The 13,588-nt window shown below is 69.2% G+C and carries 8 protein-coding genes; 5 read left to right on the forward strand and 3 right to left on the reverse strand.

Features of this window, described 5'->3' with window-relative positions; genetic code table 11:
• Window positions 1–167: 167 nt before the first annotated feature.
• On the reverse strand, window positions 168–1,268 hold the full coding sequence (locus AC5P09_RS44375; RefSeq protein ID WP_493879383.1) for a pyridoxal-phosphate-dependent aminotransferase family protein: 1,101 nt from the start codon (window positions 1,266–1,268) through the stop codon (window positions 168–170).
• 211 nt (window positions 1,269–1,479) lie between these two features.
• Here AC5P09_RS44375 and AC5P09_RS44380 point away from each other — a divergent pair, with 211 nt between their 5' ends.
• Genes AC5P09_RS44380 through AC5P09_RS44400 form a run of 5 tightly spaced genes read left to right on the forward strand, consistent with a single transcriptional unit; the run spans window position 1,480 to window position 5,958 of the window.
• Window positions 1,480–2,349, forward strand: coding sequence for a transporter substrate-binding domain-containing protein (locus tag AC5P09_RS44380; RefSeq protein WP_493879364.1), 870 nt, complete (start codon window positions 1,480–1,482; stop codon window positions 2,347–2,349).
• Window positions 2,346–3,179: an amino acid ABC transporter permease gene (locus AC5P09_RS44385; protein WP_493879365.1), complete on the forward strand. Its 834-nt coding sequence runs from the start codon at window positions 2,346–2,348 to the stop codon at window positions 3,177–3,179. The genes AC5P09_RS44380 and AC5P09_RS44385 overlap by 4 nt, the downstream gene beginning before the upstream one ends.
• Window positions 3,176–3,994, forward strand: coding sequence for an amino acid ABC transporter ATP-binding protein (locus tag AC5P09_RS44390; RefSeq protein ID WP_493879366.1), 819 nt, complete (start codon window positions 3,176–3,178; stop codon window positions 3,992–3,994). The genes AC5P09_RS44385 and AC5P09_RS44390 overlap by 4 nt, the downstream gene beginning before the upstream one ends.
• A 55-nt stretch (window positions 3,995–4,049) precedes the next feature.
• Complete coding sequence (locus tag AC5P09_RS44395; protein WP_493879367.1) at window positions 4,050–4,841, forward strand: PIG-L deacetylase family protein; 792 nt, start codon at window positions 4,050–4,052, stop codon at window positions 4,839–4,841.
• A 25-nt stretch (window positions 4,842–4,866) separates the two neighbouring features.
• Window positions 4,867–5,958 carry an amidohydrolase family protein gene (locus AC5P09_RS44400; RefSeq protein WP_493879368.1) on the forward strand — a complete coding sequence of 364 codons (1,092 nt, stop codon included), beginning with the start codon at window positions 4,867–4,869 and terminating at the stop codon, window positions 5,956–5,958.
• A 62-nt stretch (window positions 5,959–6,020) separates the two neighbouring features.
• Here AC5P09_RS44400 and AC5P09_RS44405 read toward each other — a convergent pair whose 3' ends face one another.
• Together AC5P09_RS44405 and AC5P09_RS44410 are read right to left on the reverse strand one after the other, a co-directional pair.
• Complete coding sequence (locus AC5P09_RS44405; protein WP_493879369.1) at window positions 6,021–6,503, reverse strand: SMI1/KNR4 family protein; 483 nt, start codon at window positions 6,501–6,503, stop codon at window positions 6,021–6,023.
• A gap of 16 nt (window positions 6,504–6,519) precedes the next feature.
• The gene (locus AC5P09_RS44410; RefSeq protein WP_493879370.1) at window positions 6,520–13,524 is read right to left on the reverse strand and encodes a golvesin C-terminal-like domain-containing protein; all 7,005 of its coding nucleotides are present in this window, start codon (window positions 13,522–13,524) and stop codon (window positions 6,520–6,522) included.
• Between the last annotated feature and the right edge of the window lie 64 nt (window positions 13,525–13,588).

A 13,588-nucleotide genomic window follows, 5' to 3' on the forward strand; every position in this document is an offset into this window, starting at 1 on the left:
CCCGTCCGGCGTTTGAGGACGAGGCCCTTCGGGCCGAAGCGGGGGTCTGGGGGCGCAGCCCCCAGGGACGGGACGGGTAGGGGCGGAGGGGGCAACCCCAGAACCTCAGCCACCCACCACTGCCCCCGCCACCACTGCCCCCGCCACCACTGCCCCCGCCAACACCACTACCGCCACGCACCCTCCGCCGCCCCCAACGCCCCCTCCACGTCCACGCCCAACCCCGCCGCCGCCAGCGCAGCGCCAAGCGCCGACAGACTCGCCCGCACCGCCCCCCGCGTCGCATCCACCCCGTAGTGGTTGACCCGGATCATCTCCTTGGCCAGCGCACCCCCACCCGCCACCAGCGGCACGGCCGGGTCCGACTCCAGCGCCCGGGCCACCAACTCCGAGGCCACGACGCCCGACGGCGCCCTCAGCGTCGTGGCGACCGGCGCGGCCTCCCGGTCCTCGTACACATACGGCTCCAGACCACCGCCCAGCGCCCGCGCCCCCGCCCGAGTCGCCTCCGCGGCCCGCCGGTGCCGCTCCATCACGGCGGCCGGCCCCACCGCCTCGATCCGCTCGACACACGCCTGAAGCGCCAGCATCTCCAACTGCGCCGGCGCGTGCAGCAGCGTCTTCCGCCCGCCGTCGATCCACCTTTCCTTCCAGTCCAGCAACGAGAGGTACGACCGTCGCGGCGCCCCCGGATTCGCCGCCATCCGCGCCCACGCCCGCTCGCTCACCGACACGGCCGAGACACCCGCGGGTCCGCCCATCGCCTTCTGCGCCCCGATCACGCACAGGTCGACGCCCCACGCGTCCGGCAGCACCGGCTCCGCGCCGATGGAGGCGACGGCGTCGAGATAGAACAGGGCGCCGTGCCGCCGTACGACCTCGCCGATCTCCGCGACCGGGTTGGTGTTGCCGGTCGCGGCCTCCGCGTGCACCAGGGACACGAAGTCGATCTCCGGGTGCTCGGCGAAGGCGTCCCGGATCTGCTCGGCGGTGACGGCGGTGTGGAAGGGCACCGCCAGGTCGATCACCGTCGCGCCGCAGTCCCGCAGCCAGTCGCCGAAGGTCTGCCCGTACGGGCCGGTGATGACGTTGAGCGCCGTGGTGCCCGGTCCGGCGGTGGAACGGATCGCACCCTCCAGCGGCAGCAGCGCCTCGCCCTGCGTGATCACCACGTCCTGTTCGGTGCTCAGCAGCCGCGCCACACGGTCCTCGATCGACGCGAAGTGCGCGGCGGTCAGCGGGGCCAGATCCAGAAACGGGTGTGTCACGGCGGTGCTCTCTTCACTCACGGGGTAACGAGACTCACGGGTAACGAGTCTCACTCACGGGGTAGACGTGACGAGCGTAACCGTCACCCGCCGCCCTCCCTCGACCGACGACTTCTTAGGCCGGACAGCCCCGAAGCCATCGGTTTGGTTTGAGAGCCTCAAACTTCTCCTTATAATCGGAAGCCACAGTTCCCCCAAAGGAAGGCCCGCCGTGAACACGCTCCTCGGGCGCCGGACCCGCGTCCTGGCCGCCACCACCGCGACGGCCGGGCTGGTGCTCGTGGCTGCCGCTGCCTCCGGCTGCACCTCCACCGACGACGGGGGCAGCGGCACGAAGACCGCCGTCGGCGGGGTCGAACTGGTCAAGGCCGGTCAGCTCACCACCTGCACGCACCTGCCGTACCCGCCCTTCCAGTCGGAGATCGACGGCAAGGTGCAGGGCTTCGACGTCTCGCTGATCGACCTGGTCGCCAAGGACCTGGGCGTGAAGCAGGACATCCTCGACCAGCCCTTCGAGAACTTCAAGACCGGCGGGTCCCTCAACGCCGGCCAGTGCGACCTGGCCGCGGCCGGCATGACCATCACCGAGGAGCGCAAGAAGAACGTCGACTTCTCGGACCCCTACTTCGACGCCACCCAGGCCGTCCTGGTCGACAAGAAGGCCGGCGTGAACTCCCTCGCCGACGTGAAGTCCAAGAAGGTCGAGCTCGGCGCCCAGGCGCAGACCACCGGCGAGGACTACGCGAAGAGCCAGGGCTTCGACCCGGTCTCCTTCGAGTCCTCCGACGCGGTCCTCAACGGCCTGCGTTCCGGTCAGGTCAAGGCCGTCGTCATCGACTACCCGGTCGTCCAGGGCTGGCTGAAGAACAAGGCCAACGCGGACGCCTTCGAGGTCGCCGACAACATCAACACCGGTGAGCAGTACGGCTTCACGGTGAAGAAGGGCAACACCAAGCTGCTCGCCGCCATCAACAAGGCGCTCGCGGACGCCAGGGCCGACGGCACGTACAAGAAGCTCTACGAGCAGTGGATCGGCCCGTACGACGAGTCCGCGGCATCCGCTTCGCCGTCCGCCTCATGAGTGATACCAAGCTCGAAGCACCGCCCCGCAAAAAGGGTCTGACCCGGCGTCAGAAGCGCAGTCTGTCGCGGGGCATCCAGTACGCCGTCTTCGTCGCCGTCGTGATCGCCTTCGCGGTCTCGGCGGACTGGGACCGGCTGCAGAACCAGTTCGCGCAGGCCGACATCGCCGAGCAGATGTTCCCGGACGTCATCACGCTGGCGCTGAAGAACACCGTGCTCTACACCCTGTCCGGCTTCGTCGTCGGCCTGGTGCTCGGCATGGTCATCGCGCTGATGCGGCTGTCGTCGGTCGGGCCGTACCGCTGGTTCGCCGGGGTGTACATCGAGATCTTCCGCGGTCTGCCGGCCCTGCTGATCTTCATCTTCATCGGCGTCGCCGTCCCGCTCGCCTTCCCGGGCACGGAGATCGTCGGCGGCACCTACGGCAAGGTCGCGCTCGCACTGGGTCTGGTCGCCGCCGCCTACATGGCGGAGACGATCCGCGCGGGCATCCAGGCGGTGCCCAAGGGCCAGATGGAAGCGGCCCGTTCACTGGGCTTCTCGCCCGCACGCGCGATGATCTCGATCATCATCCCGCAGGCGTTCCGGATCATCCTCCCGCCGCTCACCAACGAGTTGGTCCTGCTCTTCAAGGACTCCTCGCTGGTGCTGTTCCTCGGCGTCACCCTGGAGGAGCGCGAACTGTCCAAGTACGGCCGGGACCTGGCGAGTACGACCGCCAACTCCACGCCGATCCTCGTCGCCGGCCTGTGCTATCTGCTGGTCACGATCCCGCTCGGCTTCGTCGTGCGCCGTATGGAGACGAAGGCCCAGGAGGCCGTGAGATGAGCGAGAAGAGCGAGAAGACTCTTGGGACGCACCCGGAGATCGAAGTACGCGGCCTGCACAAGGCGTTCGGCGACAACGAGGTGCTGCGCGGCATCGACCTGGAGGTCAACCAGGGCGAGGTCGTGTGCGTGATCGGCCCGTCCGGCTCGGGCAAGTCGACGCTGCTGAGGTGCGTGAACCTCCTCGAGGAACCCACCAAGGGTCAGGTCTTCGTCGGCGGCACCGAGTTGACGGACCCCGACGTCGACATCGACGCCGTACGCCGCCGTATCGGCATGGTCTTCCAGCAGTTCAACCTCTTCCCGCACCTGTCGGTGACGGAGAACCTCACGCTGCCGCAGCGGCGGGTGCTCAGGCGGGACAAGGCGCAGGCCGCCAAGGTGGCCGCCGAGAACCTGGAGCGGGTGGGCCTGGCGGAGAAGGCGGACGCCTACCCGGCCTCCCTCTCCGGCGGGCAGCAGCAGCGGGTGGCGATCGCCCGCGCCCTTGCCATGGGCCCCGAGGTGATGCTGTTCGACGAACCGACGTCGGCGCTCGACCCGGAGCTGGTGGGGGACGTACTGGCGGTGATGCGCATGCTGGCGAACGAGGGCATGACGATGATGGTCGTCACCCACGAGATGACCTTCGCCCGCGAGGTCGCCGACCGGGTCGTCTTCATGGACGGCGGAGTGATCGTCGAGGACGGCACCCCGGAACAGGTCATCGCCAACCCCCGCCACGAACGCACCCGGCACTTCCTCTCCCGTCTCCTCGACCCCGCGATGGCGGAGGTGGAGGAGGAGACGTCGGACCAGGTGGGCACAAGCGACTGAAGAGGACATACGTTCCCCTGTCGGACGGAGCCTGCGGACCGCCATCATTCGGGGCATGACGACTCTCGACGACGCGGGCGGCTTCGGAGCCGGCACCGCGCTGCCCCGGCTGCCGGAGGACTGGGACCGCTGCCTCGCCGTGGCCGCCCACCCGGACGACATCGAGTACGGCACGGCCTCCGCCGTGGCCCGGTGGACGGCCCAGGGCAAGCAGATCGCGTACCTGCTGGCCACGCGGGGCGAGGCCGGCATCGACGGGCTGCACCCCGACGAGGCGGGCCCGCTGCGCGAGGCGGAGGAACGGGCCGGGGCCCGCGAAGTGGGCGTGGACACGGTCGAGTTCCTCGACCATCGGGACGGAATGATCGAGTACGGCCCGGACCTGCGCCGCGACATCGTGCGGGCCATCCGGAGGCACCGGCCCGAGGTCCTGGTGACGGGCGCCTACGGCGTGCGGATGGTCGCCGGAGTGGTCAACCAGGCCGACCACCGCGTGGTGGGCCTCGCCGCGCTCGACGCGGCGCGGGACGCGGGCAACCGGTGGATCTTCCCCGAACTCGCCGACGAGGGCCTCGAACCCTGGGGCGGGGTCCGCTTCGTGTGCTTCGCCGGCGCCGAGCGCCCCACCCACGGAGTGGACGTGGCCGGCGAACCGCTGGAGCGGGGCATCGCCTCCCTCGCCGCCCACGCCGAGTACACCAAGGGCCTCGGCGCCCAGGGCTTCGAACCGCGCCCCTTCCTGATCTGGGCGGCCCGCCAGGCCGGCCCCGCGCTCGGCGTCGAGGCCGCGGTCCTCTTCGACGTGTACCAGCTCGCCTTCGAGGGAGCACCGCCCTGGGAGCAGTGACGCCGGGCTGGCTAAGGTGCGGTGCATGAGTGATCGCACGGTGCTGCACGTGAAGGGCCGGATCCTGGTCGGCCCGGACGACGTCCGGGACGAGCTGTGGATCGTCGACGGCCGGATCTCCTACGACCGCCCCCTCGCGGCCCGTGACATCCGCACGATGTCGGGCTGGGTGCTGCCCGGTCTGGTCGACGCCCACTGCCACGTCGGCCTGGGCCCGCACGGCCCGGTACCGCAGGACGTCGCCGAGAAGCAGGCGCTGACCGACCGCGAGGCGGGCACCCTGCTGATCCGCGACGCGGGTTCGCCCTCCGACACCCGCTGGATCGATGACCGCCAGGACCTCCCGAAGATCATCCGCGCGGGCCGCCACATCGCCCGCACCCGCCGCTACATCCGTGACTTCGCGTGGGAGATCGAGCCGGAGGACCTCGTCGCCTACGTCGCCCAGGAGGCCCGGCGCGGCGACGGCTGGGTGAAGCTGGTGGGCGACTGGATCGACCGCGAGGCGGGCGACCTGGCTCCCAGCTGGCCGCGGGAGGCGGTCGAGGCGGCCATCGCGGAGGCCCATCGCCTGGGCGCGCGGGTGACGGCACACTGCTTCGCGGAGTCGTCCTTGCGCGACCTGGTGGAGTCGGGCATCGACTGCATCGAACACGCGACGGGCCTGACGGACGACCTGATCCCGCTCTTCGTCTCCCGCGGCGTCGCGATCGTCCCGACCCTGGTCAACATCGCCACCTTCCCGCGGCTGGCCGAGGGCGGCGAGTCCAGGTTCCCCCGCTGGTCGGCCCACATGCGCCGCCTCCACGAACGCCGCTACGACACGGTCCGCAACGCCTACGACGCCGGCATCCCGGTCTTCGTCGGCACGGACGCGGGCGGCACGCTGCCGCACGGGCTGGTGGCGGCCGAGGTCGCGGAACTGGTCACGGCGGGCATCCCGCCGGTGGAGGCCCTCGCGGCGACTACCTGGACGGCCCGGAAGTGGCTCGGCCGTCCCGGCCTGGAGGAGGGCGAGCCGGCGGACCTGGTGGTGTACGAGCGGGACCCCCGCACGGACGTACGCGTGCTGGGGGCCCCGTTGAGGGTGGTGCTGAATGGGCGGGTCGTGGGGTAGGGCACGTACCTCAGTGGCCCCGTCGAGAAACCGACGGGGCCACTGGCGGTACTGATCAGAAATCAGTCCGCGTCATCGCCGTATGTGCGACACGAGACAAGGCCCTGCAGAAATTCCGAGAACGCATGCGCGATGCGCCTCGGCACCCTGTCCTCGTCAACGTACGCCACGGAAGGCTCACCGAGCGGCCCGCACTCGGAATAATCGAGCATCACCGTGTCATGCCCGGCAGAGGGAGTGATGCCGAGGACGACACCGATCTCGGGATACCGCCATTCAGCGATCATCCTGTTCGACATGACATCCACTCCGTACACACCCCCAACCCCCCAGATCGCGTCGAGGCACACATGATCCGGCGCCCAGGACGTGGGGAATTCGGTGGGGAAACAGCGATTTCGCAGCACGCCGCCGTTCTGGACGTACACCAGGTCGACGTAGCTCTTCGGCAGGCGAACCTGAAGCACATCCTCGGCCCGCCGAATCATCTCGGCATCCACCGTCGGGCCGACGTACTCGGATTCATCCGCTTGGTCGAAGATCATGATTCCGGACTCCCCTCTAGCATATCGAGAAGCCGCCGGTATGGCCGGTCTGAGCGTGAACGGACATGTTGACGAGCTGCATCACTCCGCAATTCTGGTGATGATTCCATGTCCACTTGCCCTTCCGATATCCCGCCGTGATGCCGGCCGCCTTGTCCGCCGCCGCGAAATCCTTTCTCCTGTTGCCGGTCAGGGCGATGACGACGTCCGGCGTGGCCGGGTCCCGGTAAGCGCTGAAGTCCGGGAACCCCTGGGCATCGAACGGCACCCCCGTGACCGGGTGCGTACCACCGGCGAGATGAGCGTTGATCGGCCCGACGGGAGGCCCACCTGTGGCACACGTGCATGCCGCGGTGTGGCCGCCTACCGCACCCCCGCAGTTGTGTACGAGTGTGGCCGTCTCACCGGCCAGCACATAGTACGTGTGCACGCCCTCGACGCTCAGGTTGTGGACCGTCGCCTGTGTTGTCCGCGCCCGGGCGGCTGTGACCTGGATCCAGCTGCCGCTCCCCGTGCTCAGCCACTGTCCCGGCTCCAGGTCTCCGGCCTCCACCCAGCGGCCCAGGTCGGGCAGCCAGAACGGGTGGTCGTCGGTGGCTGTGATGGTGGACGTCTTGCCGCCCGCGCGGCCGTCCGTGTCGACTGTGATGGTGACCAGGTGCTTCGTGCCGTCGCCCGTGATCGTGCGGGTGACCGTGCGGGGCTGGATGTCGTCCGTCTCCACGTCCGACGCCGCGACCTTGTCTCCGGTCTCGATGTCCTCGATCGGCTTCGTCGTGCCGTCGGCCATCAGGACCTCGGTGCCCGGGACGAAGCTGTTGTCCAGCTTGCACGCCGCGCCGGTCGCCGGCGGCGCGTCCGGAGGATTCGGTGCCGCCGGAGCCGGTGCGGGCGCCGGGTTGGCCGGGGCCGGTGCCGGGTCGGCCGGGGCCGGGTCCTTCGGGGTGGTCGGGGCGTCCGGGGTGCCGCCGGCCGGTGTGGTGTCCGCCGCCCGCCCCGCGTCCGTCACGTTCTCCGTCGCGCGGGCCGTGTCGCTCGCCGTGTCGATGGCGTCCAGTGCCTTGTCGCCGTACCTGGCGGCCTTCGCCGCCGTCGCCCCGTACCCCGCGAACGGGATCGCCGAGGCGCAGGACAGGGCCGCGTCCACGTACTCGCCCTCGGCCGCGTACCAGCCGCAGTTGGCCAGGTCGGCGACCTCGCCGACGACCGGGATGAGGCCGACGACGTCGAGGGCCGCGTGGCCGATGTCGGACCAGGACAGGCCGAACAGGTGGCCGTCGATCTCGATGAAGGAGACCGGGTTGCCGCCCGCGAAGGCATAGCGGTTGCCGGTGAACGGGTCCGTCGTCAGGCCCATGTCCGCCAGGGCGCCGCCGTACATGTCACGGGTCAGGAAGCGGTTCAGGCCCGGGTCGTACGTCCGGAAGCCCATGTCGTACGTGCCGGACGTCGTGTCGTAGCGCTTCGCGTTGAAGCGGTAGGAGTTGTACGGCTCCGCGGCCTCGCCGCCCGCTCCCGGCTTGTCCGCGCCCGTGAACTGGGCCGTGTCGTTCTTGCCGTACGCCGTGTAGCCGTACGTCGTCTTCGTGTTGCCGTCGGAGTCCGTCAGCGCCTCTACGTCACCGTGCGGGTGGTAGAGGTACTGGGTCGTCTCCGGGTCCTTGTCCTCCTCGTCCTTGATCTGGGTGAGCTTCTGGCCCCAGGACGCGTACTGGAAGGACGTGACGCCCTCGTCGGTCACTTCCTCCTTCAGGGACTTCGAGGTGATGCCCAGGTACGTGAAGAGCGTCGTCTTCGCGTCGTCCCCGCCGACCGTCTCCTTCACCGTGCGGTCGAAGGCGTCGTACGTCATGGTGGTCGTCCGCGCCGCGTCCCCGGTGCCCGCCCTGATCGACTCCGGGCGGTCGAAGCCGTCGTAGCGGTACTTCTGGATCGTCTCGCCGCCGAAGGAGACGGTGTCGAGGCGGCCCAGCGGGTCGTAGTTGTACGTCGACGACGCGCCGTCCGCCGTGGACGTCAGGAGGCGGTTGCGGTCGTAGCGGTGGGTAGTGGTCGTGTCGTCCACCGTCTGCCAGACCACGTTGCCGGCGGAGTCGTGCCGGTACTCCTCCGTCTTCTCGTCGTCGCCGGTCTTCACGACCTTGGCGATGCGGTCCTGCGGGTCGTACGTGTACGCGTACGTGTTGTCGATCGTCTCGCCGTGGTCGTCGGCGTCCATCAGCTTCAGGACGTCTTCGACCTTGTGGCCGTTGGCGTTGTACTTCAGGGCGTGTTCGGAGACGAGGGTCTCGTCGGACTGTCTCTCCGTGGTCTTCTTCGTCGCCCCGTCGAGGTAGTAGTCGACGGTCAGGACGTTGCCGTTCGGCTTCGTCTGCTTCGCCAGCTCGCCTCTGGCCGTGTACTCCACCGAGGTGATCTGGCGGTCGTCCGCCGTCGGCGACGCCGCGTTGGTGATCCGCTCGACCCGGTCCAGGTCGTCGTACTCCAGCTTGCTCCAGGTCAGGTCGTGGGTCGTCGTCAGCGTGTTGCCGTTGGCGTCGTACGTCAGCGCGGTCGTGTCGCGCACGGCGTCACCGTCGTGCTCGACGACCTTGCCGAGCTGGTTGAGCTCGTCGTAGGCCAGGGTGTAGCGGTCGGTCTCGACGCCGGGGCTGTTGTCGGTGATCTCTGTCTGGTTGCCGTTGGCGTCGTACCGGTAGGAGAAGTCCTTCTTCTCGTTGTCGGTGTCGCCCTCGTAGTCGCGGACCAGCCGGACCGCGTCCGCGACCACCGTGCCGGTCGCCTTGTCGGTGAGGGTGACGGCCTGGCCGGTGTCCTCACCGAAGGTGAACTTGCCCAACGACCGCCACTCACCCGGGAGTTCGGTCTGGTCGAGCGTCTTGGTCTCGGTGCCGTCCTTGTGCTTGATCTCGTAGGTGGCTTCCTTCGCCGCCCCGTCGACCTTCGGGTACTGGACGTAGACCGTGTAGTCCCCGGACTGGGGGATCGTCAGCTGCCAGACGAAGCGGTCCTCGCCCGAACCGGCCGCGTGGGTCTGCGCGTTGTATCCGTACGAACCCTCGGCGGCGACCTCCGTCCAAGTGCCCTGCGTCGCCGTGTTGTTGATGTCGCTGTTGTCGACGAGCGCGACCTGGAGGCCGACCGGGACTCCGTCGTCCGAGCGGGACTTCAGGGCGCCGCTCGGGTAGAAGGCGGAGTCGAGGGTGCGCGAGACCGCACCGCCCGCGCTGGTCAGGGTGTTCTGGATCTGCTGGCCCAGGTCGTTGTACTTGTAGGTGTTCTTGATGTCGAAGGCGTCCGTGGACGTCTTGATCCAGCCGGTGTCGAAGTAGGTGTACTCCGTCTCGTTGCGGACGCTCTGGCCCTCGGACGGCGGAGCACTGACCTTCTTCACCCGGCTCAGCGCGTCGTACTCGTACGTCGTCCGGTCCGGCGTGTTGTAGCGGTCGTCGTCCGGGTCGTACGGGTTCAGGGTCTCCTTGACGCGGTTCAGCTCGTCGTAGACGGTCTCGGCGGTGAAGTCCCGGTCGTCGCCGCCGGTCTCCATGCCGCGTGGGGTGATGACGCGGGTCTGGTTGCCGACCTCGTCGTAATCGAAGCGCGTCTTGCGGATGACCGCGTCGTCGCCCTCCCCGTCGTGCGGCACGTGTGCCTCGACGAGAGCTCCGCGGGGGTCCAGGACCAGCTCGGTGCGGTTGCCGTCGGCATCCGTGGTGGCGACGGTCAGACCGTCCCAGTCGTAGGTGCTGGTCGTCGACTCGCCGGCCGCGTCGGTGGTTTCGAGGAGTCGGTGGTCGAGGTCGTAGCGGAACCTGCTGGTGTAGTCGTCGGGGTCCTCGGACTCGTTCTTGCGGGCGTCGACGACCTTCACCAGGTCGCCGACGTCGTTGTAGACGGCGCTCGCCCGGTTGCCCGCCGCGTTGACCGCCTCGATCGGCTGGTAGACCTCGTCGTACTTGGTCGTCGAGGTGAAGTCTCCGGGCGTCTCGGTCAGGTTGCCCTTCGGCTCCGTCGAGGTGAGCTGGTTGCCGACCTTGTCGTAGGTGAAGGTCGAGACCCGCTCCGCGGAGCCCTCCTCGTCGCCCGGCTGGACGGACTTCAGCAACTGGTCCGCGGCGTCGAAGTGGCTGCTGCTGGACACCCCGTTGGGGGCGGTGAAGACGAGGGTGTTGTCATTGGTGTCGTACTCGGGCGCGGGCGTGACGATGAACTCGCCGGCATCCTGGTCCTTCGGCCTGCGGTTCTCCAGGGGACGCGCGAACACGTCGTACGTCTGCGTGGTCGTCGCCCCGTCGGCCTCCTGGACCTCGGTGACGTTGCCGCGCACGTCGTACGTCGTCACCGTACGGTTGCCGAGGGCGTCTTCGATCACCCGCGGATAGCCGGAGGGGTCGTAGTCCTCGAACGTCGTGGTGTGCTCGTTGGCGTCGGTGGCGGAGGTGAGCCGGCCCCGCGCGTCATAGGCGTTGACGGAGGTGTAGTCGCCCTCGGGCTCGCTCTGCACGCCCTTGGGGTCGGTCACCGAGATCATGTTGCCGCGCGCGTCGTAGCCGAACTGCCAGGCGCGGCCCTCCGGGGAGACGCGGCGTACCAGGTCGGCGATGTAGCCGTTCTCGCCGGTCGCGTAGGCGAGGGTGGCCGCGGGCCGGTCGTTCTTGACGCTCTCGGCGTCCTTCGCCTCCAGCGGGTAGCCCGTCTTGGGGTCGTACTTCCAGGTGCGGGCGGCCCCGTTGTTCTCCTCCAGGCGCGTGACGTTGTTGTCGGCGTCCCAACCCAGCTTCGTGGTCCGCTTCTTGGCGTCGGTGAGCTGCACCGGCCTGCCGTAGCTGTCCATCAGCTGGGTGGCCGGGTTGCCCTCGGCGTCCGTGACGACGGTCCGGATCGCCTTGCCGTCGTGGTCGTCGGCGTCTTCATAGCGGTACTTGGTCAGGCCGCCGAGCCGGTCCGTGACCGTCTTGGTGTAGCCCAGGTAGTGCAGCTGGTCCTTGTCGTCGTGCGGGCCGACGTAGTCCACCTTGGTGGCGTTGCCGCGCGGGTCGGTGACCTTCACCAGCTTCACGCCCGGGTGGTCGAACTCCTTGCCGTAACCGAAACTGAAGACCTTGCGCAGATCCTTGTCCGCGGCGTTCGCGCCGTCCGTGAGCAGCGCGAGCAGGCCCTTCTCGGTGAAGGTGAAGTCGATCCGCCGCCCCGAGATGTCGGTGACGGAGCGGACCTTGCCGATGATGAACGGGTTCAGGAGGTGCTTGCCCTCACGGACCTTCCCGTCCTCGTCGGCGTAGGTGTACGCCTCGCCCTTCTCCCAGTAGTCGACGGTGAGCGTGCGCCGGCCCTCGGCGTCGGTGACGTACTTCAGCAGCTTGGACGGGTGCCCGAGCAGCCGCTCCTCGTACGTGAACTCCATCCGGTTGCCGTTCTTGTCCACCTGGGCGCTCGGATAGCCCTGGCAGTCGAAGAGGAACCGGGTGCGGTCCGGGCGCAGGAACTCCCAGGCCTCCCGCTGGTGGGGCTTGAGCAGACAGTCCTTCTCCAGCTGCTTGACCCGGAAGTGGACCCCGGCGGGGGAGTCCCACTCGCCCTTCTTGTTCTTGCTGAAGACGTGGCTGGTGCCGTCGCCGTCGGTCAGCGTGAGCTGCTTGGGCAGCAGCGCGGACGGGTGGAAGTCCAGCGGCGTGCCGAGCCGCACGGGCGACGAGGCCTGCAGCGACCAGCCTGGACCGGCCGGAGTGTTCGACGCGTCCTGCGAGTTGTAGGCGAGGCGCAGGAAGGTCGAGAACCCGAGCGACGGGTTCGAGAAGGCGTTGTACGACCACACCGCGTTGCCGGCGTGGAGGTTGCTCATCAGCGCCGAACCGGCGCCGGTGTTCTTGCCCGCGTACGAGTAGAAGTCCTCCAGACCGAGCTGGTCGGAGGTCGGGTACTCGGCCGTCACCTCGTGCTTCGACGGCGGGACCCCGTCCGTCTCGGAGAGCCAGTCGCCGGTGGCCTTCTCCCGCAGGTCCCACTCCAGGCCGAAGGTCAGCCGCTTGTCGAGCGGGTCGACCAGCACCGGGGCCTTCAACTCCGCGTCGAAGGTGACGGTCTCGCCGGGCGCCACGTCCTTCGGCAGCCCGGTGGCGTCCTTGTTGAGAAGGCTGGTGATGTCCTTGCCGTCCAGCGTCCAGCGGTACGACAGGACGCGCTCGCCCTTCTTCCACACCGCGGAAGTGGTGTTGGTGAGCGTCGCCTCGACGGTGGCGGTCTCGCCGGGGACCATCCGGGCCGGCGTGAACGGCAGGAAGTAGGTCTCGCCCTCGGGGGCGGCGAGCAGCTTGCCGCCCTGGGCGACCTGGCCGACGGCGGGCAGCTCGACGGCGCGGGCAGGGCCGGCCACGAGCTTGCCCTGCTTCGTCCGTACGGCGATCCGGTAGTGGTAGGTACGGCCGTCGCCCTCGAGGGCGGGCGGCGCGGTGCGGTCGGCGAAGGTGCGGGTGCCGCGGTCGACCGGAGCGACCAATGTCTCGTCGGTCGGCGTGAAGTCCTTCGACGTCGAGCGGTGGACCTCGTACTCGAGGAGGCCCTTGCCGTCGTACGCCGTCCAGGCGAGGTCGGCGCCGGTGGCGTGCGCGGTGCGGGGCGCGGCGATGCGGACGCCGTCGGCCCCGCCCGCGACGCGCGGGTGGGTGAGGGAGGCGGCGCCGCGGGTGCGGTCGAGGGTGATGCGGGGCGGCTTCGAGTCGCCGTCCTCCCGCTGGTCCTTGTCGTCGTCGCTGCCGAAGAGGCTGTCCCAGAAGCCGCGGTCGTCCTCGTCGTCGGCGAGTTCGCTGGCGGGGCGCCAGCCGTCGCGTGGATCGGTGGTGTCGGGCTCGGAGGCGGCCGCGGGTCTCGCCTCGCCCGTGCGGGCGGGGGTCGATGGAGCGGATCCGATGATCAACGCCGTGGCGACGGCGCCGACGAGGGCGGCGCGCAGACGGAGACGGCGGAGGCGGTTGCGGGTGGGGCGGAGGCGGGTGCGGATGCGGGTGTGGCCTAAACCTGCCATGTAGGGCTCCTTGTCCCGGTGGACACAGGGATCGCACAGGAATCGCGGGCAGACATGTGTACCA

The sequence above is a fragment of the Streptomyces sp. a15 genome, assembly GCF_059026085.1.

Bases quoted from the DNA above. Each gene is read 5' to 3' on its own strand.
- AC5P09_RS44385 (WP_493879365.1), top strand. From the start codon at position 2,346: ATGAGTGATACCAAGCTCGAAGCACCGCCCCGCAAAAAGGGTCTGACC.
- AC5P09_RS44390 (WP_493879366.1), top strand. From the start codon at position 3,176: ATGAGCGAGAAGAGCGAGAAGACTCTTGGGACGCACCCGGAGATCGAA.
- AC5P09_RS44395 (WP_493879367.1), top strand. From the start codon at position 4,050: ATGACGACTCTCGACGACGCGGGCGGCTTCGGAGCCGGCACCGCGCTG.
- AC5P09_RS44400 (WP_493879368.1), top strand. From the start codon at position 4,867: ATGAGTGATCGCACGGTGCTGCACGTGAAGGGCCGGATCCTGGTCGGC.
- AC5P09_RS44405 (WP_493879369.1), bottom strand. From the start codon at position 6,503: ATGATCTTCGACCAAGCGGATGAATCCGAGTACGTCGGCCCGACGGTG.
- AC5P09_RS44410 (WP_493879370.1), bottom strand. From the start codon at position 13,524: ATGGCAGGTTTAGGCCACACCCGCATCCGCACCCGCCTCCGCCCCACC.